Origin of the sequence: Serratia sp. FDAARGOS_506 (genome assembly GCF_003812745.1) — a bacterium.
Taxonomy (GTDB): Bacteria; Pseudomonadota; Gammaproteobacteria; order Enterobacterales; family Enterobacteriaceae; genus Serratia.
On sequence record NZ_CP033831.1, the window covers coordinates 1334612 to 1357048 of the forward strand.

Here is a 22437-nt window from a genome sequence, read left to right on the forward strand (position 1 = left end):
CGGCGCGGCGAACCTTTTCGTTAAGGATTTACCGGATCCAGCCAGCCGTATTTGTCTTCTGTCTTGCCGCTGAACAGGCCGAAGAACGCCTGTTGGATCTGTTTGGTCACCGGGCCGCATTTACCGATGCCGACCTGAATGCCGTCCACGCTGCGCACCGGCGTGATCTCCGCCGCGGTGCCGGACATGAACACTTCGTCGGCCAGGTACAGCGATTCGCGCGACAGCACCTGCTCACGCACTTCGAAGCCCATGTCTTTCGCCAGCTTGATGATCGCGTCGCGGGTGATGCCCGGCAGCGCCGAAGAGGTGAACGGCGGGGTATAGAGCACGCCGTCTTTCACTTCAAACAGGTTCTCGCCCGCCCCTTCGGAAATGTAGCCGTGCACGTCGAGCGCGATACCTTCCTGATAGCCGTGGCGGCGCGCTTCGCTGCCCACCAACAGGGAGGAAAGATAATTGCCGCCGGCCTTGGCCGCAGTGGGGATCGTGTTTGGTGCGACGCGGTGCCAGGAGGAGACCATCGCATCGATGCCTTGATCCAACGCTTCTTCACCCAGATAAGCGCCCCAAGGAAACGCCGCGATAATCACGTCCGTTTTGTAACCGGCCGGCGGGTTGACGCCCATACCGACATCGCCGACGAACACCAGCGGGCGAATGTAGGCACTGACCAGATTGTTCTTGCGCAGCGTGGCACGGCAGGCTTCCATCAGCTCGTCGACGCTTTGCGAAACCGGCATGCGGTAGATTTTCGCCGAGTCGTGCAGGCGCTGCATGTGTTCGCGATGACGGAACACCACCGGCCCCAAGTGCGAGTCATAGCAGCGTACCCCTTCAAACACCGACGTACCATAATGCAGCGCATGCGACATCACGTGCACTTTGGCCTCGGCCCAAGGAACCATCTCACCATTGAACCAAATGTAATCGGCTTTCTTTGTCATTGTTATTTATCCTTCTCGGCGCCTCAGGCGCGTATTTGTTGTGATGTTGGCTGCTGGATCTCGACGCAGGAGACGTCCATCAGTTTGCTTAATTGAGATGACAACAGGGCGACCGGACGCGGACTGGCAACGGTCAATTCGATATTGATGCTGTCGGCGTTGGCCGGAGAAACCATATTCATAGCACAAACCTGAAAGCCGCGATGACGCACGACCCGCAATACGCGCTCTAACATTTCGGGGCGAAAACGCGCCTGGATTGAGAGTTGATGCTGCATCATGATATTTCCTCCAACATGGTTTCGTTGCCGGCGCCGGGCGGCACCAGCGGCCAGACGTTTTCAAGTTCGTCGATAGAGACCTGCAGCAGATAAGGGCCTTCGGTGTTGAACAGCGCCTCGAGCGCGCCCTCCACCTGATCCTTGCGGCTGATGCGCTGGCCGGGGATGCCGAAGGCGGCGGCCAGCATCAGGAAGTCGGGGTTATCGGACAGGTTGGTTTCGCTGTAGCGGCCGTCGAAGAACAGCTGCTGCCACTGGCGCACCATCCCGAGACGCTGGTTGTCCAGCAGCACGATCTTGAGCGGCAGCTGTTTGCGCTTGATGGTGCCCAGCTCCTGAACGTTCATCATGAAGGAGCCATCGCCCGAGACGCAGATCACCGTATCTTGCGGACGCGCGATCTGGGCCCCAACCGCCGCCGGCACGCCGAACCCCATGGTGCCGAGGCCGCTGGAGGTGATGAAATTCTCCGGGCGTTCGAACGTCATGTGCTGCGCGCTCCACATTTGGTGCTGACCCACGTCGGTGGTCACCACGCTGTTGGCCGGCTTACGTTCGGACAGCTGGCGCAAGAACAGCGGCGCGTAGATCGGCTGGCCGGGGTGATCGTAGCGGCAGGCGTGATCGGCTTTCAGCGCCGTTACCCGCTGACGCCAAGCGGCGATGTTCAGCGGGCGCTGCAACGCCGGCAACAACGTTTTTAAATCCCCCTGCAGGGCGACATGTGCCTGGCGCAGCTTGCTCATCTCCGCCGGATCGATATCCATGTGGACCACTTTGGCGTGCGGTGCGAAGGCGTTCAGTTTGCCGGTCACGCGGTCATCGAAGCGCGCGCCGACGGCGATCAGCAGATCACACTCCTGTACCGCCAGGTTAGCGGCCTTGGCACCATGCATGCCCAACATGCCGAGGTACAACGGATCTTGCGCATCCGGTGCGCCCAGCCCCTTCAGGGTGGCGACGTTCGGCATGCGGGTCACGGCGACAAATTCGCGCAGCGCCGGCACAGCCTGCGCCATGCCCACGCCGCCGCCGACGTACAGCATCGGTTTATGCGCCTGCGCCAGCAGCTCAGCCGCTTCGGCCAACGCCGCCGCTGGGAACGCCGGCGTTTCGTCGACCGGCATCAGATGTGGGTGCAAGTCGCCCTGCGCCAGCTGGATGTCTTTCGGGATATCGATCAGCACCGGGCCGGGACGGCCGCCAGCGGCGATGGCGAAAGCTTCCGCCATGATGCCCGGCAAGGCATCCAGCGATTCCACCAGGAAACTGTGCTTGGTGCAGGCCAGAGACAGGCCGAGAACATCGATCTCCTGAAAGGCATCGGTGCCGATCAATGCGGACCCCACCTGACCGGTGATGGCGACAACGGGAACAGAATCGAGCAACGCATCAGCCAGGCCGGTGATCAGGTTGGTGGCGCCGGGACCAGAAGTGGCGATACAGACACCGACTTTGCCGGTGGCGCGAGCGTAGCCGATGGCGGCCATCGCGGCACCCTGTTCATGGCGGCACAGCAGGTGTTCCACGCCGCCGTCGTACAGCGCATCGTACACCGGCATGATTGCCCCGCCCGGATAGCCGAATACGGTATCCACCCCCTGCGCACGCAACGCTTGAACTACCCACTGAGCGCCATTCATAGTTATTTCCCCGCCTTACTTCGACAACTGCAGGATTTTATTCTATTTCTCATGCTCTGCCCCTTGCTCCACTTTTCTCTTGCCAATAAAAAACCCCCGGACCTGACGGTGCGGGGGTTCTCTTGCGATTCCGGCTTGTTTGCTAAGCCTTTCTTCGTCCAAGTGCAGCCCCGCACGGTGGGATAATAATCACCACCACGCTAATCACGACTAGGCTAATCACTTGGGCAAAGGCTTTCATAATGGGTTTGTTCACTGTGCTCATTCAGAACTAATGCTTACAGAGGTACCACAGCCGCGCGCGACATGACAACACTTTTTTTGCGTTATTATTCGGCGCAATCTGGTCATACCTCACGCGAATCGCCCGCATTTCACACGTTGGCGCGCATGCCCGGATTTTTCACCGCGTCGGTGATCGCCTTGCCGCGCGTATCCTTGCCGAAGAACACCAACAGGGCGATCGCCACCGCCACCGTCCCGGCAACCATGGCCATCGCCAGGCCGTAATTATGCCCATGATGCTCGGCGATGGTGGCTTGCAGCGTGGCGTTGACCGAGGCGATCAGGTTACCCAGCTGGTACACGAACCCCGGCAGTACCGCGCGGGTATTGGCCGGCACCAGTTCGGTCAGGTAGGTCGGTATCACGCCCCAGGCCCCCTGTACCATGAACTGCATCAGGAAAGCGCCGATCCCGAGCATCAGCGAACCGCTGGAAAACGCCCACAGCGGGATCACCGGCAACGCCAACAGCGCGGCGATGATGATCGCTTTTTTACGGCCGATCTTTTCCGACAACGAGCCAAAGAAAACGCCGCCAATAATTGACGCGATATTGTAGCTTATGGCGATGATACTGACGGTTTTAGGGTCGAAACCGTGCTGAACTTTCAAAAATACCGGATACAGGTCTTGCGTGCCGTGGGAGAAGAAATTGAACGCCGCCATCAACAGCACGAGATAGCAGCATAGCTTCCAGTGGCTCTTCAACACCGGCAGCAAGGCGGTGCTTTCTTTGCGTTCACGCGCCGCCAACCACACCGGCGACTCCTGCACACAATAATAAATAAACGGCAGCAGTAGGATCGGCGCCGCGCCGATAACGAACATGCCGCGCCAGCCGACCGCTTCGAACAGCAGGCCATACACCACCGCCGCCAGCAGATAACCGAACGGATAGCCGGCCTGGAAAATGCCCGACATCAGGCCGCGCGAGCGGTCCGGTATGGTTTCCATCGCCAACGACGACGCCACGCCCCAGATACCGCCCATCGCAACCCCGTACAGCACCCGCAACAGCAAAAAGACCGTCAGCGAGGGCGCCGCGGCGGAGAGCAGCTCAAACACCGAGAAGAAGACGATATTCAGCATCAGGATCGGCTTGCGGCCATATTTTTCCGCCGCACGCCCGAAGATCAGCGCGCCGATCGGTCGCACCGCCAGCGTGAGCAAAATCGCCAACGTCACCTGTTCCAGGCCGACGTGAAAGGATTGCGCGATATCGCTGAGTAAGAATACCAGCACGAAAAAATCAAAAGCATCGAGCGTCCAGCTTGAAAAGCTGGCGATTGCCGCATTGCGTTGCAGCGGGGTCCAACCAAACATAGTGTTATCCCTACCGTAGAGTACGAAGTCAGGAGGTTTAGCGGCTGCCGGGCAGAATGCGGCGGCGGTCGGGGTTTGTTAAAGAAGTGATTTTTCTTTTAATCAATTGTTAAATACACCCATTAAGCCTATGGTTGCAATGCGTCTGGGCCGCTAATGTGTTGCAGCCTTCGGCGATATTGTTAATGGGTATTGCCGCAGGCTGCGAGACAGATCGCACAACCTCATTCGTTGAGATGAAAATCGGCAATTAAGCTGCGAACCTCCGGGAAAAATCGCTAATAACGCCGCGCGGAGCCAGAATGAATCGCGCATCATGTTGCCCTCAGCAAGGAGAGCGATATGTCATTGGCGGTAATCTATAGCCGCGCCATCATCGGCGTTCAGGCCCCTTCAGTAACGGTGGAGGTGCATATCAGCAATGGCTTGCCCGGCCTGACGCTGGTCGGTCTGCCGGAAACCACGGTGAAAGAGGCGCGCGACCGAGTGCGCAGCGCCCTGATCAACAACGGCTTCACCTTTCCCGCCCGGCGCATCACCGTCAATTTGGCGCCGGCCGATCTGCCGAAAGAAGGCGGGCGTTACGATCTGCCCATAGCGCTGGCGATCCTCGCCGCCTCCGAACAATTGCCTCTCGCACCGTTGGCACGTTACGAGTTTCTTGGCGAGCTCGCACTGTCCGGCTCGCTGCGTGCGGTCAGGGGCGCGATCCCGGCGGCGCTGGCGGCGGCTGATGCAGGGCGACAACTGATCCTCTCGACGGACAATACCGCCGAGGTCGGCTTGATCGCACAGTCACAATCCCATACCGCCCGGCACCTGTTGGAAGTCTGCGCCTTTCTGCTCGGCCAGGGCGAATTGCCGGTGGCAGCCATGCCTCCCGCTGCGGACACCGCCCGCGAAAATGCCGACCTGCTCGACATCATTGGTCAGGAGCAGGCCAAGCGGGCCCTGGAGATCGCCGCCGCCGGCGGGCATAACCTGCTGCTGATTGGGCCGCCGGGCACCGGTAAAACCATGCTGGCCAGCCGCCTGACGGGCTTGCTGCCGCCGCTGACGGAACATGAGGCGCTGGAAAGCCTGGCGGTCGCCAGCTTGCAGCATCATATCCCCACCGCGCTACTATGGCGCCAGAGGCCGTTTCGCGCACCGCATCACAGCGCATCGATGGCGGCGTTGGTCGGCGGCGGCTCACTCCCGCGTCCGGGCGAGATCTCTATGGCGCATAACGGCGTACTGTTTTTGGATGAGCTACCGGAATTCGAGCGTAAGGTGCTGGATGCTCTGCGTGAGCCGCTGGAGTCCGGCGAGATCGTGATTTCACGCGCCAACGCCAAGGTCTGTTTCCCCGCCAGAGTGCAGTTGATCGCGGCAATGAACCCCAGCCCGACAGGGCATTATCAGGGGTTACACAATCGCGCCTCACCGCAGCAGGTGTTGCGCTATCTGGCCCGGCTGTCAGGGCCTTTTCTCGATCGCTTCGATCTGTCTATCGAAGTGCCGCTGTTACCGCCAGGTACGCTCAGTCAGCGGAAAACGCATGGAGAAAGCAGTGATCAAGTGCGGGAAAGGGTTCAGCTGGCGCGCACCCGACAGCTCGAACGCGCCGGGAAAGTCAACGCGCTGCTGAGCAACCGTGAGGTGGAGAGGGATTGCGTTCTGCAGGCGGCTGACGCCGAGTTTTTGGAGACGACATTAAACGCGCTGGGGTTGTCGGTCCGCGCCTGGCAGCGCATCTTGAAAGTAGCACGCACGCTGGCGGACTTGGCAGGGGATGCTGAGCTCGATAGGTGCCACCTCAGTGAAGCGCTGGGCTATCGCTGTATGGATCGTCTGTTGTTACAGCTGCATCGTAGTCTGGAATAGAAAATGGGGCCCGCAGGCCCCATCGTCTTTAGTCATCGCTGTCGCTGTAATCTTCTACTGCGTCAGCCTGCGGTTTACCGCCGGACAGAGTATGGAATTTCTTCGGACGGCGTGTGCGCGCCAGATATTTAGCCCATACTTTTTCCTGCTCGGTAGCCGCTTCGCGCTCACCGCGGCACACTGCGACGAACAGCTGTTCTTCTTCAGTGGCCGGCTGGCGTTTGCCCGAGTCCAGCTCGTTAAACGCGTAGCCGAAGCGCTCTAGCAATTGCGCCTCTTTAATGGTGAAATCGCCGTGACGGGAGAACCCGCGAGGGTAATGTTTATTATCAAAAAAACGATTGGTCGTGGTGAAGCTATCCGCCATCTGACACGCTCCTAATTCTCTTATGGCCGTGCTGTTTATGGCGCGGAGTATTAGATAGGCTTGACAGCGTGTAAAACAAAACATTTAAATCTTAACGACAAATTTTTTTGGAGATAGGTGTGGATACCGAATTACTGAAAACCTTTTTGGAGGTCAGTAGAACGCGTCACTTTGGCCGAGCCGCAGAATCTTTGTACTTAACGCAGTCTGCGGTCAGTTTCCGCATCCGTCAGTTAGAAAACCAGCTGGGCGCAAATTTATTTACCCGTCATCGCAATAATATCCGCCTGACGCCTGCCGGCGAGCGGCTTCTGCCCTATGCCGAAAGCCTGATGAATACCTGGCAGCTGGCGAAGAAAGAGGTCGTGCGTTCGCTGCAACACACCGAGTTATCGATCGGCGCTACCGCTTCGCTGTGGGAGGCCTATCTGACCCCCTGGTTGCAGGCGCTCTATCAACAACGCGAGGCGCTACAGCTCGAAGCCAGGGTGGCATTAAGGCACTCTTTGGTAAAACAACTGCATGAAAGGCAACTCGATTTACTGATCACCACTGAACCGCCGAAGATGGATGAATTGGCCAGCCAGCAGCTGAGCAATTTCTCATTACGCCTGTTCTCATCCGCACATCGTGATAAACAAGCCCCAATGCCCTACATCAAGCTGGAATGGGGAGCCGACTTCCACCAACAGGAAAGCCGCATGTTGGAAGGTGATAACGTGCCGGTACTCACCACCACCTCCGCTCACCTGACGCGTCAGCTGCTGGAAACCACAGGCGGATGTGCTTTCCTGCCCAGCCAGTGGGAACAAGAGTACCCGCAGTTGGTTGCCGCCGCCGAGATCCCAGCGATTATCCGCCCACTGTATGCCGTCTGGCTGCAAAACAGCGATCAACAGCCTTTGATTCGACAATTACTTAAAATACCTTTAAATACCGCAGCCTAAAGCGTTATGGCGGCCTTAAGCGCCGCCATCGTGGTCATGGCTGTCTATCACGCTAAAATGCGCCTATCGCCTTCTGAGAGAAGATAACGAAAAACAGCAAGGGAATCAGGAGGTCCACGGGGGTAAAGATCGGAAGAAGATGAAGCAACCAGGATTAGGCAAACATCGGCATATAGCGTCCAATGCATCCTTTTCCAAAAGTTGTAAAGCACTAAGGAAGGAGATTATAGGCAAAAAAAAACCCTTTGCTTTCGCAAAGGGTTCTTAATATGGCAGGGGCGGAGAGACTCGAACTCGCGACACCCGGTTTTGGAGACCGGTGCTCTACCAACTGAGCTACGCCCCTAAATCTCGCTTAACATTATGCCTGCTAATAAAGCAGGCATAATTAAATAAGTGGCGGAACGGACGGGGCTCGAACCCGCGACCCCCTGCGTGACAGGCAGGTATTCTAACCAACTGAACTACCGCTCCACCGATTCTTTTACGTTGCATCTCTCGATGCCGGCAAAATCGCGCTCTGCGATTTGCGCATTACCAGTCGTCACACTGATAACGTTTATTTGATGCCTGGCAGTGTCCTACTCTCGCATGGGGAGACCCCACACTACCATCGGCGCTACGGCGTTTCACTTCTGAGTTCGGCATGGGGTCAGGTGGGACCACCGCGCTATTGCCGCCAGGCAAATTCTGTTTCATTCCAACCGCTCCACTCTCCTGAAGCCATCAGAACCAATCTGTAAACAAGCTGAATATTGTCCTGGTCTCACCAAAACACCTTCGGTGTTGTAAGGTTAAGCCTCACGGATCATTAGTACTGGTTAGCTCAATGCATCGCTGCACTTACACACCCAGCCTATCAACGTCTTAGTCTTAAACGTTCCTTCAGGGGCCTTGAAGGCCCAGGGAAGACTCATCTTGAGGCAAGTTTCGCGCTTAGATGCTTTCAGCGCTTATCTTTTCCGCACTTAGCTACCGGGCAATGCCATTGGCATGACAACCCGAACACCAGTGGTGCGTTCACTCCGGTCCTCTCGTACTAGGAGCAACCCCTCTCAATCTTCCAACGCCCACGGCAGATAGGGACCGAACTGTCTCACGACGTTCTAAACCCAGCTCGCGTACCACTTTAAATGGCGAACAGCCATACCCTTGGGACCTACTTCAGCCCCAGGATGTGATGAGCCGACATCGAGGTGCCAAACACCGCCGTCGATATGAACTCTTGGGCGGTATCAGCCTGTTATCCCCGGAGTACCTTTTATCCGTTGAGCGATGGCCCTTCCATTCAGAACCACCGGATCACTAAGACCTACTTTCGTACCTGCTCGAGCCGTCACTCTCGCAGTCAAGCTAGCTTATGCCTTTGCACTAACCTCACGATGTCCGACCGTGATTAGCTAACCTTCGTGCTCCTCCGTTACTCTTTGGGAGGAGACCGCCCCAGTCAAACTACCCACCAGACACTGTCCTCACCCCGGATCACGGGGCCGAGTTAGAACATCAAACATTAAAGGGTGGTATTTCAAGGATGGCTCCACGCAGACTGGCGTCCACGCTTCAAAGCCTCCCACCTATCCTACACATCAAGGCTCAATGTTCAGTGTCAAGCTATAGTAAAGGTTCACGGGGTCTTTCCGTCTTGCCGCGGGTACACTGCATCTTCACAGCGAGTTCAATTTCACTGAGTCTCGGGTGGAGACAGCCTGGCCATCATTACGCCATTCGTGCAGGTCGGAACTTACCCGACAAGGAATTTCGCTACCTTAGGACCGTTATAGTTACGGCCGCCGTTTACTGGGGCTTCGATCAAGAGCTTCGCCTTGCGGCTGACCCCATCAATTAACCTTCCAGCACCGGGCAGGCGTCACACCGTATACGTCCACTTTCGTGTTTGCACAGTGCTGTGTTTTTATTAAACAGTTGCAGCCAGCTGGTATCTTCGACTGGCTTCAGCTCCATCCGCGAGGGACTTCACCTACATGCCAGCGTGCCTTCTCCCGAAGTTACGGCACCATTTTGCCTAGTTCCTTCACCCGAGTTCTCTCAAGCGCCTTGGTATTCTCTACCTGACCACCTGTGTCGGTTTGGGGTACGATTTAATGTTACCTGGAGCTTAGAGGATTTCCTGGAAGCAGGGCATCAACTACTTCTGCACCGTAGTGCATCGTCATCACGCCTCAGGGTTGGTATGCAACCGGATTTACCAGGTCACACCCCCTACACGCTTAAACCGGGACAACCGTCGCCCGGCCAGCCTAGCCTTCTCCGTCCCCCTTCGCAGTAACACCAAGTACAGGAATATTAACCTGTTTCCCATCGACTACGCTTTTCAGCCTCGCCTTAGGGGTCGACTCACCCTGCCCCGATTAACGTTGGACAGGAACCCTTGGTCTTCCGGCGAGCGGGCTTTTCACCCGCTTTATCGTTACTTATGTCAGCATTCGCACTTCTGATACCTCCAGCAACCCTCACAGGCCACCTTCAACGGCTTACAGAACGCTCCCCTACCCAACAACGCCTAAGCGTCGCTGCCGCAGCTTCGGTGCATGGTTTAGCCCCGTTACATCTTCCGCGCAGGCCGACTCGACCAGTGAGCTATTACGCTTTCTTTAAATGATGGCTGCTTCTAAGCCAACATCCTGGCTGTCTATGCCTTCCCACATCGTTTCCCACTTAACCATGACTTTGGGACCTTAGCTGGCGGTCTGGGTTGTTTCCCTCTTCACGACGGACGTTAGCACCCGCCGTGTGTCTCCCGTGATAACATTCTTCGGTATTCGGAGTTTGCATCGGTTGGTAAGCCGGGATGGCCCCCTAGCCGAAACAGTGCTCTACCCCGAAGATGAGTTCACGAGGCGCTACCTAAATAGCTTTCGGGGAGAACCAGCTATCTCCCGGTTTGATTGGCCTTTCACCCCCAGCCACAAGTCATCCGCTAATTTTTCAACATTAGTCGGTTCGGTCCTCCAGTTAGTGTTACCCAACCTTCAACCTGCCCATGGCTAGATCACCGGGTTTCGGGTCTATACCTTGCAACTAATCGCCCAGTTAAGACTCGGTTTCCCTACGGCTCCCCTATACGGTTAACCTTGCTACAAATATAAGTCGCTGACCCATTATACAAAAGGTACGCAGTCACACCACGAAGGTGCTCCCACTGCTTGTACGTACACGGTTTCAGGTTCTATTTCACTCCCTCGCCGGGGTTCTTTTCGCCTTTCCCTCACGGTACTGGTTCACTATCGGTCAGTCAGGAGTATTTAGCCTTGGAGGATGGTCCCCCATATTCAGACAGGATGTCACGTGTCCCGCCCTACTCATCGAACTCACGACCTGTGCATTTTAGTGTACGGGGCTATCACCCTTTACTGCGCGACTTTCCAGACGCTTCCACTAACACACAAGCCGATTCAGGTTCTGGGCTCCTCCCCGTTCGCTCGCCGCTACTGGGGAATCTCGGTTGATTTCTTTCCTCGGGTACTTAGATGTTTCAGTTCCCCCGGTTCGCCTCATGCCACTATGTATTCATGACATGATAGTGTGTCGAAACACACTGGGTTTCCCCATTCGGGTATCGCCGGTTATAACGGTTCATATCACCTTACCGACGCTTTTCGCAGATTAGCACGCCCTTCATCGCCTCTGACTGCCTAGGCATCCACCGTGTACGCTTAGTCACTTAACCTCACAACCCGAAGATGTTTCCATCGTTCGCGCTGCAAACATTTGAGAGACTCTATGACAGGTTACTCTTCATCCCAGTACATCTACGGAGGGATAAATTTCAGCCGTCATGTTTCAATTTTCAGCTTGTTCCAGATTGTTAAAGAGCAAAATACTTCGCAGCATACTGTCGCCAATATACTCTGAAGTATTGAAATACCGGACTATATGGTGGAGCTAAGCGGGATCGAACCGCTGACCTCCTGCGTGCAAGGCAGGCGCTCTCCCAGCTGAGCTATAGCCCCATACAGTCACGCGCAGTACCTTTTCCACTTCCGAGAAGTGGTAGGCCTGAGTGGACTTGAACCACCGACCTCACCCTTATCAGGGGTGCGCTCTAACCACCTGAGCTACAAGCCTATAAAGGTATTTCTGCTCGTTACTTTCTATCAGACAATCTGTGTGAGCACGCCACTCGAACTAATATCTTTAGGTAAGGAGGTGATCCAACCGCAGGTTCCCCTACGGTTACCTTGTTACGACTTCACCCCAGTCATGAATCACAAAGTGGTAAGCGCCCTCCCGAAGGTTAAGCTACCTACTTCTTTTGCAACCCACTCCCATGGTGTGACGGGCGGTGTGTACAAGGCCCGGGAACGTATTCACCGTAGCATTCTGATCTACGATTACTAGCGATTCCGACTTCATGGAGTCGAGTTGCAGACTCCAATCCGGACTACGACATACTTTATGAGGTCCGCTTGCTCTCGCGAGGTCGCTTCTCTTTGTATATGCCATTGTAGCACGTGTGTAGCCCTACTCGTAAGGGCCATGATGACTTGACGTCATCCCCACCTTCCTCCAGTTTATCACTGGCAGTCTCCTTTGAGTTCCCGGCCGAACCGCTGGCAACAAAGGATAAGGGTTGCGCTCGTTGCGGGACTTAACCCAACATTTCACAACACGAGCTGACGACAGCCATGCAGCACCTGTCTCAGAGTTCCCGAAGGCACCAATCCATCTCTGGAAAGTTCTCTGGATGTCAAGAGTAGGTAAGGTTCTTCGCGTTGCATCGAATTAAACCACATGCTCCACCGCTTGTGCGGGCCCCCGTCAATTCATTTGAGTTTTAACCTTGCGGCCGTACTCCCCAGGCGGTCGATTTAACGCGTTAGCTCCGGAAGCCACGCCTCAAGGGCACAACCTCCAAATCGACATCGTTTACAGCGTGGACTACCAGGGTATCTAATCCTGTTTGCTCCCCACGCTTTCGCACCTGAGCGTCAGTCTTCGTCCAGGGGGCCGCCTTCGCCACCGGTATTCCTCCAGATCTCTACGCATTTCACCGCTACACCTGGAATTCTACCCCCTCTACGAGACTCTAGCTTGCCAGTTTCAAATGCAGTTCCCAGGTTGAGCCCGGGGATTTCACATCTGACTTAACAAACCGCCTGCGTGCGCTTTACGCCCAGTAATTCCGATTAACGCTTGCACCCTCCGTATTACCGCGGCTGCTGGCACGGAGTTAGCCGGTGCTTCTTCTGCGAGTAACGTCAATTGATGAACGTATTAAGTTCACCACCTTCCTCCTCGCTGAAAGTGCTTTACAACCCGAAGGCCTTCTTCACACACGCGGCATGGCTGCATCAGGCTTGCGCCCATTGTGCAATATTCCCCACTGCTGCCTCCCGTAGGAGTCTGGACCGTGTCTCAGTTCCAGTGTGGCTGGTCATCCTCTCAGACCAGCTAGGGATCGTCGCCTAGGTGAGCCATTACCCCACCTACTAGCTAATCCCATCTGGGCACATCTGATGGCAAGAGGCCCGAAGGTCCCCCTCTTTGGTCTTGCGACGTTATGCGGTATTAGCTACCGTTTCCAGTAGTTATCCCCCTCCATCAGGCAGTTTCCCAGACATTACTCACCCGTCCGCCGCTCGTCACCCAGGGAGCAAGCTCCCCTGTGCTACCGCTCGACTTGCATGTGTTAAGCCTGCCGCCAGCGTTCAATCTGAGCCATGATCAAACTCTTCAATTAAAAGCTTGATTTGCTTCCACTCGAGAAGCGATGCTCAAAGATTTACTGCATGAATTTTACTTCAGTTAGTCACTCTTCAAGACTTGATATTTTTTGCATCCGAAGATGCTGGATATCGTCTTGTGGAGTGCCCACACAGATTGTCTGATAAATTGTTAAAGAGCAGTGCCGAGAAACTCATCGGCGCGGGCTGCGTATATTACGCTTTTCGCCCTGAGAGTCAAGCGTTTATTTCGCTTTCCTCTCGCTGACCCGGCGGCTTTTCAGTCGTTGTTCCCGGTCAGTGGAGGCGCATTATAGGGAGTTCTCGGCAGGCCGCAACCCCTATTTTCAATATTTTTTTCAACCGTTGAATGTTTAACCAAAACACCGTTAAAGCGGCAGTTTTTTCAACGATTTAAAGCCGTAGCCCTGCAAAACGGGCAATAAAGCGTCAGTATCTTCATTTAACGCCATGCAATACGCCAGATTCTCTTCCTGGCTCGAGACCAGATTTTCCTGCGTCGAGATGAGCCAGGCGGTACGACGGGCAATCGCCGCACCGGAATCCACCAGCCGGGTGCCTTCCGGCAACACCTGCATCAGCTCTTCAGCTAATAGAGGGAAATGGGTGCAGCCCAGCACGACGGTATCCGGCGGCTCGCGCATGCTCAGCCACGGATGCAGGATCTTCTTCAGCACCGGCAGCGGCACGGCTTCGCCGTGCAGCTTGGCCTCCGCCAGCTCCACCAGCTCTGAAGAGCCCAGCAGTTCAATCTTGCAGTCGGTAGCGAAACGGGAAATCAGTTCGTGGGTGTAGCTGCGCTGTACGGTGCCGCGGGTCGCCAACAGGCCGACAATGCCGTTGACGGTAAGACGGGCGGCAGGTTTGATGGCGGGCACCACGCCCACGACCGGGAAACTGAAACGCTCGCGCAGGGCCGGCAAGGAAACGGTGCTGGCAGTGTTACAGGCAATGACGACAATCGCCAGAGGATGCCGCTGCTGCACTGCGCCGACAATCTCCACCACGCGCTCAACGATAAACTCTTCGGACTTCTCGCCGTAGGGGAACGCCACGTTGTCGAAAGCGTATATATAGTGGAGATCCGGCAGCAATTGCCGAATCTCTTGATATACCGACAGCCCGCCGACGCCGGAATCGAAAACCAGCACCGTCGGGCGAGGTGTGGCGGTGCTGTTAGAAGGTATAGCTTCCAGTGAGGTAGTATTCTCTTCCTGGAGTAGCGTAGCCATAGGCCGTCTCATAATCTTTATCAAACAGGTTGGCAATTCTACCACGAACTGTCAGATGAGATGTGACCGGATACGAAACTGCGAGATCCCACAGGCTCACGCCGCCAAGTTTCACGCTTTGCTCCGGATAGGTACCGTAGTCCTTGTCATAACGTTGACCCAGGTATTGATAAGTCACCGCCCAGTCAAAGTCATACAACTGCCAATCCAGCTCATACTTCACCTGTTGTTTCGCGCGCCGCAGCAGCACTTCATTGGTCTTGGCGTTGCGAGGATCGACATAGTCATAACCAATCTGGTGCGTCAGCGGGCCGGTATCAAACGAGGCAGTGGCTTCAATCCCTTTGATGGTCGCCTTACCCACGTTGTAATAGACGTAGTTGGTTTCCCCCGTGGAATCGATCAAATTGTCGATGTCGTTGCGATAACCGGAAACGCGCCAGGTCACCGGGCCGGTCAGTCCTTCAAAGCCGCCTTCCCACTGCTTGCTTTCTTCCGGTTTCAGATCGGTATTGTTGCCGAAATTGCCGTATAGCTGGCTCATATTCGGTGCTTTGAACGCCGTGCCATACGAAGCGATAAAACGGTATCCCTCGACGAATTCCCAGGCTGCGCTGGTTTGCCAAGTGCCGTGCCAGCCAAACTCGGAATGATCGTCACCTCGAACCGCGCCTTCCAACGTTACCGGGCCAACCAGTTGCTGCGCAGTCAGGTAGATGCCTGCATCACGTTGGCTTTTTTCACCCTTCACGGTGGTGGAGTCCGGCTTGATTTTCTGTTGCTGCCAGTCAACACCAGAGCTTACGGTACCCTCTCCAACCTGCAGCGTATTACCCCACTGCAGGTTGTACTGTTCGGAATCCACCAAACTGGCCGAGCTGTCATACATACCGCGACGAGGATCGTAATCGTAATCCTTGCTATGACTGTAGCTGCCGATCAATTGTGTTGCGTAAATCCCTTCTTTATAACGCAATCCGGTATCCCAGGTTTGGTTGTACAGTTTGCGAGTATCTAACAGAGGGCTGGTCGGAGAGGAATAGTAACCATCGTACGCCGTGCGGTTGTCATAGCCATATCCGCGTACAAAGCCGCTGACCGATTCGCTGAACTGGTGCTCAAGCGCGCCATACAGAGACTTACTCATAAAGCCATCGCGGTCCTGCTGGCTTTGCATGCCGGTGCTGCCATAGGCCACCACATCATACCCTTTGGTATAAGTGTAATTCCCTGCCACCGTCGCCACGGTGCTGTCGCCCAGCTGTTGCTGGGTCGAAGCGTCATAGGATTGATAGCCGTTGGAGCCGACGCCTGCGGAGAGCGTAGTGCCGTTCTTTTCACGCGTGGTGATGATGTTGACCACACCGCCGATGGCGTCGGAACCGTACACCGCCGAGCGTGGGCCACGAATGTATTCGACTTTCTGCACCAGTGAGATCGGGATTTGGCTGAGATCGGAAGAGCCGCTGACGCCCGCCTGGTTAAGGCGAATGCCGTCGATCAATACCAAGACATGGCTGGAGTTGGTGCCGCGAATAAACAGTGAGCTCTTTTGCCCCAGTCCGCCGTTTTGGCCGATGTCCACACCCGGCAAACGGCGCATCACGTCGGTCAGGCTTTTGGCCTGCCAACGATCGATATCGTTGCGGGTGACGATGGAAGTCGGCGCCAGCACGGAAGAAACCGGCTGCGGGAAGCGGTTGGCGGTCACCACCAGGTTATCGCCATTCGTGGCTGTCGTGTTGTCTTGCGCCCATCCAGAAAAAGCCGTGACGGAGGAGACCACCGCCAGCAGCGTATTTTTTGTAATTGTCATGAGAAAAGCATCCAAACTTAATTGGCGGATGCCGCAGGATCATGGCCGGTAGTTCGCGACGGCCACGGACATTGCGACGTAACACCGGCAGGTCTTCGGGCTTGGGATTTGCGGGCCGCGGGGTGCGACCAGCAACGGGCGATGACTTCCCATCCTGCAATGGACAGTGTCTGCGTTGAAACGCTATCGCCGTGACTTCCCCTTACCGCTGCGCGTCAGCTCCGGATTCACACCGGATTCCCTTTTCACTCGCTGCTTGAGGCCGGACGGCAATGCTACGATCAATGCAAATAGATGTCTAGACTGCTATTAATGTTACAAATAATAAACACGACAAAACTGGACTTCACGGGCTGATTCCCTACAATCCCCGCTGATCAAATTTGCCTGACGAGAAGAAACACATGACGCCCGAGAATTTGCCTATTGAACGTTACGATGACCAACTGGCGGAGAAAGTCGCCCGCCTGAAGACGTTGATGTCACCGTTCGCGGCGCCCGAGCCGGAAGTGTTCCGCTCGCCAGTCGACCACTACCGCATGCGCGCTGAATTCCGCATCTGGCACGACGCGGACGACATGTACCACATCATGTTCGATCAGCAGACCAAGCAGCGTATTCGCGTCGATCAATTCCCGGCTGCCAGCAAACTAATCAACCGCCTGATGAGCGCCCTGATCGCCGCGCTGAAACCGGAACCGATCCTGCGTCACAAGCTGTTCCAGATCGATTATCTGTCGACGCAAAGCGGTAAAATCATCGCCTCGCTGCTGTACCACCGCAAGCTGGATGACGTTTGGCAACGGCGCGCCGAGCAGCTGCGCGACGATCTGCGCGCGCAAGGTTTCGACCTGCAGCTGATCGGCCGAGCGTCGAAGACCAAAATCATGCTCGACCAGGATTATGTTGACGAAGTGCTGCCGGTCGCCGGCCGCGACATGATCTACCGCCAGGTGGAAAACAGCTTCACGCAGCCCAACGCGGCCATGAACGTGCAGATGCTGGAATGGGCGCTGGCGGTGACCGCCGGTTCCAAAGGCGATTTGCTGGAGCTGTATTGCGGCAACGGCAACTTCTCGCTGGCGCTGGCGCGCAATTTCGAGCGCGTGCTGGCGACCGAGATCGCCAAGCCGTCGGTGGCGGCGGCGCAGTACAACATTGCCGCCAACCATATCGACAATGTACAGATCATCCGCATGGCGGCGGAAGATTTTACCCAGGCGATGAACGGGGTGCGCGAATTCAACCGGTTGAAAGGTATCGATCTGAGCAGTTACAACTGCGAGACGATTTTCGTCGATCCGCCGCGCAGCGGGTTGGACGATGAAACGGTGAAGATGGTGCAGGCCTACCCGCGCATTCTGTATATCTCATGCAACCCGGAAACGCTGTGCGCCAACCTGGAAACGCTGCAGGCCACGCACCAGGTCAGCCGCCTGGCGCTGTTCGATCAGTTCCCGTATACCCATCACATGGAATGCGGCGTGTTGCTGGAAAAGCGCCGCTGATACGACAGGGGCGCCATCAGGCGCCCCATTTCATTACGGCTCTTGAGTCGGCGCATCCAGCGCCTTGCGCGCCTTCAGCTTGACCCCGATCCACAGCACCAACGCCACGCAGATTACCGACGGCAGGAAGTTGGAACCGATCTGCGGGTATTCTGCACGCACGATGGCGCTGTACATCAGCAGCCCCAGCAGGAAGCAGGCCGCCGCCAGCTTCGGCATACCGTCGGGCATAGCGCGGTTCAGGTAGCGCTGATGCAGGCAGTACACCGCCAGCACCAACGCGATCAGCGGGAAGATCGAAAACGGCACCACCGAGCTGAACAGCGCGGCAAAGGAACCGTTGATCGAAAGGCCGGCAATCAACGCCAGCAGTAAGGTGCCATTTTCACGGCCTGGTTTTTCCATCATTTTTTACCTTTTTTATACGTGGGACACAGAAGCCTTTTCTTGTTCGCGACGATACCAGTAATACGCCCCTTTGGAGATCATCCGCAGCTGCAGCACCAACCGTTCTTCCAGCTGCTGCCGCTGCTCGACGTCAATATCCAACGCTTCCGCGCCGGCGCTGAACACGATAGTGACCATCGCTTCCGCCTGCGCTTCGGTAAAGCTGCGCGGCATGTGGTTTTCCAATTCCAGGTAGTCCGCCAGTTCGGCGATGAAATGCTGGATCTCGCGCGCCACCGCCGCACGGAATGCCGCCGACGTGCCGGAGCGCTCGCGCAGCAGCAGGCGGAAGGCGTTCGGGTTGTTGCCGATAAATTCCATAAAGGTGGACACCGAGGTGCGGATCACGCTGCCGCCCTTGGCGATGCGTTGGCGCGCCTGGCGCATCAACTGACGCAGCATCAGGCCACTTTCGTCCACCATGGTCAGCCCCAGCTCATCCACATCGCGGAAATGGCGGTAAAACGACGTGGGCGCGATGCCCGCCTCGCGTGAAACTTCTCGCAGGCTCAGGCTGGCGAAGCTGCGTTCGGCGCTCAGCTGGCTGAATGCGGCTTCGATCAGGGAACGACGAGTCCGTTCTTTTTGTTGTGCTCTGACGCCCATATGCATATCCGGATAGGTTCCATTCTCTCAGTCTAACGCCCTAGACTCGGCAATATAGCAAATTTTATTGCAACAGCATTTATACTAACGCGCTCTATCACACTTCCACCCTGAGCCGATTGTGCTTTGACTCAAAAAGCCTAATGGTGATTGGGTGAGCAGCGCTATGATGTTAAGATACCGTTGTAATCTTGTATAAAAAACAGGTCTCTCCTACATGCAACAGCACTATCAATTTGATGCCATTGTGATTGGCTCGGGCCCTGGTGGTGAAGGTGCCGCCATGGGGCTGGTGAAACAGGGCGCCCGCGTGGCCGTTATCGAACGGTACAACAACGTAGGCGGCGGATGTACCCACTGGGGCACCATCCCTTCCAAAGCCCTCCGCCACGCCGTCAGCCGCATTATCGAATTCAACCAGAACCCGCTTTACAACAACTCGCGCACGCTCAGCGCGACCTTCCCTGACATTTTACGCCACGCCGATAACGTCATCAGCCAGCAGACCCGCATGCGCCAAGGGTTCTATGAGCGGAACCAGTGCAAACTGTTCGCCGGCGACGCGCGCTTCATCGATGCCAACACTGTCAGCGTCAGCTATATGGACGGCACCCAGGACACCATCCGCGCCGACCACATCGTGATCGCCTGCGGCTCGCGTCCTTACCATCCGGCCAGCGTCGACTTCAATCACCCGCGCATCTACGACAGCGATTCCATTCTCGAGCTGAGTCATGAGCCACGCCACGTGATCATTTACGGCGCCGGGGTGATCGGTTGTGAGTATGCGTCTATCTTCCGCGGTCTGAACGTCAAGGTGGATCTGATCAACACCCGCGATCGTCTGCTGGCATTCCTCGATCAGGAGATGTCGGACTCGCTTTCTTACCACTTCTGGAACAATGGCGTGGTGATCCGCCATAACGAAGAGTTCGAGAAGATCGAAGGCACCGAAGACGGCGTGATCGTGCACCTGAAGTCCGGCAAGAAGGTGAAAGCGGACTGCCTGCTGTACGCCAACGGCCGTACCGGCAACACCGATTCGCTGGGGTTGGAAAACGTCGGCCTGGAATCGGACAGCCGCGGGCTGCTGAAGGTAAACAGCATGTACCAGACCGCGCTGTCGCACATCTATGCGGTTGGTGACGTGATCGGCTATCCGAGCCTGGCTTCCGCCGCCTACGATCAGGGCCGCATCGCCGCGCAGGCGATCGCTTCGGGCGAAGCCAGCGGTCACTTAATCGAAGATATCCCGACCGGCATCTACACCATTCCGGAAATCAGCTCCGTCGGCAAAACCGAGCAGGAACTGACGGCGATGAAGGTGCCGTATGAAGTGGGCCGCGCCCAGTTCAAACATCTGGCACGCGCGCAGATCGCCGGGATGAACGTCGGCAGCCTGAAGATCCTGTTCCATCGCGACACCCTGCAGATCCTTGGGATCCACTGCTTCGGCGAGCGTGCGGCGGAGATCATCCACATCGGTCAGGCGATCATGGAACAGAAAGGTGAAGGCAATACTATCGAGTATTTCGTTAATACGACCTTCAACTATCCGACCATGGCCGAAGCTTACCGGGTGGCGGCGCTTAACGGCTTAAACCGCCTGTTTTAACGCGTTGTCGATATAGCCCTGCATGTGTTCGCGGATCGCCTCGGCCAGTTGCTCATAACGGCTGCGCAATGGGGAACCGGGGCGATACACCAACGCGATGGTGCGCTTCGGTTCCGGCTTGTAGCAATCCAAATAGCAGACGCCGTCGCGTTCGCGCTGTGGCGGTACCGCCAGTGACGGCAACAGGGTAATGCCGCTGCCGGCCGCGACCATATTGCGCAGCGTTTCCAGACTGGTGGCGCGGAAGTGGGTATCCTCGTCCGCGCCTGCCTGGAAACAGAAGCCCATCGCCTGATCGCGCAGGCAGTGGCCATCCTCCAGCATCAGCAGTTTCTCTCCGGCCAAATCCGGCATCGCCACGCGCTCGCGCTGCGCCCACGGGTGATCGGAATACACCGCCAGCTTCATCGGTTCATCGAACAGAGGCACTTCGATAAACGCCTCGGTTTCCTTCACCAGCGCCAGAATGGCGCAGTCCAGTTTGCCGCTGTCGAGTTGCGCCAGCAGTTGGTGGGTTTGCGCTTCGTGCAGGTACATTTCCAGTTTTGGGAAAGTTTTGTGCAGCGTCGGGATGATCTGCGGCAGCAGATAAGGCCCCACGGTCGGGATCAGGCCGATGTGCAGCGGCCCGGACATGGCTTCGCCCTGTTGGCTGGCCATTTCCTTCAACACTTTCACTTCGCGCAGCACGGTACGCGCCTGCTCCACCAGCAACAGACCCGCCTGGGTGAACAGCACCTTGCGGCTGGTGCGCTCGAGCAGCATGACGCCCAACTCGTCTTCCAGCTTGCGGATCTGTCCGCTGAGCGTGGGCTGGCTCACATGGCATGAATCGGCCGCACGGCGGAAGTGCCGGTGCTCGGCCAAGGCGACCAGATACTCTAAATCACGAATATTCATTGTTTCCCTCCATTCCATGATAGCTCATGGCGATAGATAAGATAGCAATGAGCGATTAGATCTATCAAGCCCCAGCGACAATAATGTGTCCCAACGAAGCGATATCGCGCTAAATGCTAAAAATTACTTTTCCTAATTAAGGGGTTAATCAATGTTTACCAGTCAAGAAGGCAAGAAAGTTCCTCAGGTTACTTTCCACACCCGTCAGGGCGACCAATGGATTGATGTGACCACTGATGACCTGTTCAAAAACAAGACGGTTATCGTGTTCTCACTGCCGGGCGCGTTCACGCCGACCTGCTCTTCGAGCCATCTGCCGCGCTACAACGAGCTGTCCAGCGTATTCAAACAGCACGGCGTCGACAGCATTCTGTGCGTCTCGGTGAACGACACCTTCGTGATGAACGCCTGGAAAGCCGATCAGCATGCGGAAAACATCACCTTCGTGCCGGACGGCAACGGTGAATTCACCAAAGGCATGAACATGCTGGTCGAGAAAGCGGATTTGGGCTTTGGCCCGCGTTCATGGCGCTACTCGATGCTGGTGCGCGACGGCGTGGTCGAGAAAATGTTCGTCGAACCAAACAAGCCGGGCGACCCGTTTGAGGTGTCAGACGCCGACACCATGCTGAAATACCTGGCGCCGGAATTCAAAGTGCAGGAATCGGTCTCCTTGTTCACCAAGCCGGGCTGCCCATTCTGCGCCAAAGCCAAGCAGATGCTGCAAGAGCGCGGCATTCAGTATGAAGAGATCGTGCTGGGCAAAGACGCCACCACCGTCAGCCTGCGCGCCGTCAGCGGCCGCGCCACGGTGCCGCAAGTATTCATCGGCGGCCGTCATATCGGTGGCAGCGACGATCTGGAAACTTTCCTGTCAGCTTAATAAGTAATAACAAAGCCAACGTGAACTTTGGCGGGCTACGGCCCGCCCTTTTTTTACCTTTCAGGAG

General features: G+C 56.3%; 16 protein-coding genes, 4 tRNA genes, 3 rRNA genes and 1 riboswitch. Of the genes, 5 read left to right on the forward strand and 18 right to left on the reverse strand.

Annotation, left to right across the window (positions count from 1 at the left end):
• Positions 1-20: 20 nt before the first annotated feature.
• The 5 genes from EGY12_RS06585 to EGY12_RS06605 all read right to left on the reverse strand — a co-directional run bounded on the left by EGY12_RS06585 (position 21) and on the right by EGY12_RS06605 (position 4478).
• Positions 21-947, reverse strand: a complete 927-nt coding sequence (locus EGY12_RS06585; protein ID WP_016930475.1) for a branched-chain amino acid transaminase — start codon at positions 945-947, stop codon at positions 21-23.
• A gap of 23 nt (positions 948-970) precedes the next feature.
• Positions 971-1228, reverse strand: coding sequence for an acetolactate synthase 2 small subunit (gene ilvM / locus EGY12_RS06590; protein WP_004929955.1), 258 nt, complete (start codon positions 1226-1228; stop codon positions 971-973).
• Positions 1225-2871, reverse strand: a complete 1647-nt coding sequence (ilvG, locus tag EGY12_RS06595; protein WP_123892943.1) for an acetolactate synthase 2 catalytic subunit — start codon at positions 2869-2871, stop codon at positions 1225-1227. Before ilvG ends, ilvM begins: the two co-directional genes overlap by 4 nt.
• Before the next feature lie 142 nt (positions 2872-3013).
• Entirely contained in the window at positions 3014-3112 is a 99-nt protein-coding gene (ilvL, locus tag EGY12_RS06600; RefSeq protein ID WP_013814970.1) for an ilv operon leader peptide, read from the reverse strand.
• Positions 3113-3245: 133 nt separating this feature from the next.
• Positions 3246-4478 (reverse strand): MFS transporter, encoded by a 1233-nt coding sequence (locus EGY12_RS06605; RefSeq protein WP_123892944.1) that lies wholly within the window; start codon positions 4476-4478, stop codon positions 3246-3248.
• A 342-nt stretch (positions 4479-4820) separates the two neighbouring features.
• Here EGY12_RS06605 and EGY12_RS06610 point away from each other — a divergent pair, with 342 nt between their 5' ends.
• The gene (locus EGY12_RS06610) at positions 4821-6344 is read left to right on the forward strand and encodes a YifB family Mg chelatase-like AAA ATPase (RefSeq protein WP_123892945.1); all 1524 of its coding nucleotides are present in this window, start codon (positions 4821-4823) and stop codon (positions 6342-6344) included.
• 28 nt (positions 6345-6372) lie between these two features.
• Here the strand turns inward: EGY12_RS06610 and EGY12_RS06615 are convergent, their stop codons facing one another.
• Positions 6373-6711: a DUF413 domain-containing protein gene (locus EGY12_RS06615; protein WP_019455272.1), complete on the reverse strand. Its 339-nt coding sequence runs from the start codon at positions 6709-6711 to the stop codon at positions 6373-6375.
• 119 nt (positions 6712-6830) lie between these two features.
• On the opposite strand from EGY12_RS06615, the gene hdfR reads away from it, so the two are divergent.
• Positions 6831-7658 (forward strand): HTH-type transcriptional regulator HdfR, encoded by an 828-nt coding sequence (gene hdfR / locus EGY12_RS06620; RefSeq protein ID WP_049198322.1) that lies wholly within the window; start codon positions 6831-6833, stop codon positions 7656-7658.
• Positions 7659-7928: 270 nt separating this feature from the next.
• On the opposite strand, the gene EGY12_RS06625 is transcribed toward hdfR, so the two are convergent.
• The 9 genes from EGY12_RS06625 to btuB all read right to left on the reverse strand — a co-directional run bounded on the left by EGY12_RS06625 (position 7929) and on the right by btuB (position 16411).
• Positions 7929-8004 (reverse strand) — tRNA-Trp (locus tag EGY12_RS06625).
• A gap of 51 nt (positions 8005-8055) precedes the next feature.
• Positions 8056-8132 (reverse strand) — tRNA-Asp (locus tag EGY12_RS06630).
• 94 nt (positions 8133-8226) lie between these two features.
• Positions 8227-8342, reverse strand: a 5S ribosomal RNA gene (gene rrf, locus EGY12_RS06635).
• Between the two features lie 106 nt (positions 8343-8448).
• A 23S ribosomal RNA gene (locus EGY12_RS06640) occupies positions 8449-11346 on the reverse strand.
• Between the two features lie 207 nt (positions 11347-11553).
• A tRNA-Ala gene (locus EGY12_RS06645) sits at positions 11554-11629 on the reverse strand.
• 38 nt (positions 11630-11667) lie between these two features.
• Positions 11668-11744 (reverse strand) — tRNA-Ile (locus EGY12_RS06650).
• Between the two features lie 74 nt (positions 11745-11818).
• A 16S ribosomal RNA gene (locus tag EGY12_RS06655) occupies positions 11819-13359 on the reverse strand.
• The 16S, 23S and 5S rRNA genes sit together here with 4 tRNA genes alongside, the layout of an rRNA operon.
• 372 nt (positions 13360-13731) lie before the next feature.
• Positions 13732-14595 (reverse strand): glutamate racemase, encoded by an 864-nt coding sequence (gene murI / locus EGY12_RS06660; protein WP_060424947.1) that lies wholly within the window; start codon positions 14593-14595, stop codon positions 13732-13734.
• Positions 14540-16411, reverse strand: coding sequence for a TonB-dependent vitamin B12 receptor BtuB (gene btuB, locus EGY12_RS06665; RefSeq protein ID WP_123892946.1), 1872 nt, complete (start codon positions 16409-16411; stop codon positions 14540-14542). The genes murI and btuB overlap by 56 nt, the downstream gene beginning before the upstream one ends.
• Before the next feature lie 68 nt (positions 16412-16479).
• Positions 16480-16693, reverse strand: a riboswitch (cobalamin riboswitch).
• Positions 16694-16815: 122 nt separating this feature from the next.
• On the opposite strand from btuB, the gene trmA reads away from it, so the two are divergent.
• Entirely contained in the window at positions 16816-17919 is a 1104-nt protein-coding gene (trmA, locus tag EGY12_RS06670) for a tRNA (uridine(54)-C5)-methyltransferase TrmA (protein ID WP_123892947.1), read from the forward strand.
• Positions 17920-17952: 33 nt separating this feature from the next.
• Here the strand turns inward: trmA and EGY12_RS06675 are convergent, their stop codons facing one another.
• Positions 17953-18324 carry a YijD family membrane protein gene (locus EGY12_RS06675; protein ID WP_004931042.1) on the reverse strand — a complete coding sequence of 124 codons (372 nt, stop codon included), beginning with the start codon at positions 18322-18324 and terminating at the stop codon, positions 17953-17955.
• Positions 18325-18339: 15 nt separating this feature from the next.
• On the reverse strand, positions 18340-18972 hold the full coding sequence (gene fabR, locus EGY12_RS06680) for an HTH-type transcriptional repressor FabR (RefSeq protein WP_004931044.1): 633 nt from the start codon (positions 18970-18972) through the stop codon (positions 18340-18342).
• Between the two features lie 217 nt (positions 18973-19189).
• On the opposite strand from fabR, the gene sthA reads away from it, so the two are divergent.
• The gene (gene sthA, locus EGY12_RS06685) at positions 19190-20587 is read left to right on the forward strand and encodes a Si-specific NAD(P)(+) transhydrogenase (protein WP_004931047.1); all 1398 of its coding nucleotides are present in this window, start codon (positions 19190-19192) and stop codon (positions 20585-20587) included.
• Here the strand turns inward: sthA and oxyR are convergent.
• Entirely contained in the window at positions 20570-21487 is a 918-nt protein-coding gene (gene oxyR, locus EGY12_RS06690; RefSeq protein ID WP_025304651.1) for a DNA-binding transcriptional regulator OxyR, read from the reverse strand. The genes sthA and oxyR overlap by 18 nt on opposite strands.
• A gap of 151 nt (positions 21488-21638) precedes the next feature.
• Between oxyR and EGY12_RS06695 the strand changes: the two genes are divergently transcribed.
• Positions 21639-22370 carry a glutathione peroxidase gene (locus EGY12_RS06695; protein WP_004931051.1) on the forward strand — a complete coding sequence of 244 codons (732 nt, stop codon included), beginning with the start codon at positions 21639-21641 and terminating at the stop codon, positions 22368-22370.
• The last annotated feature ends 67 nt before the right edge of the window (positions 22371-22437 follow it).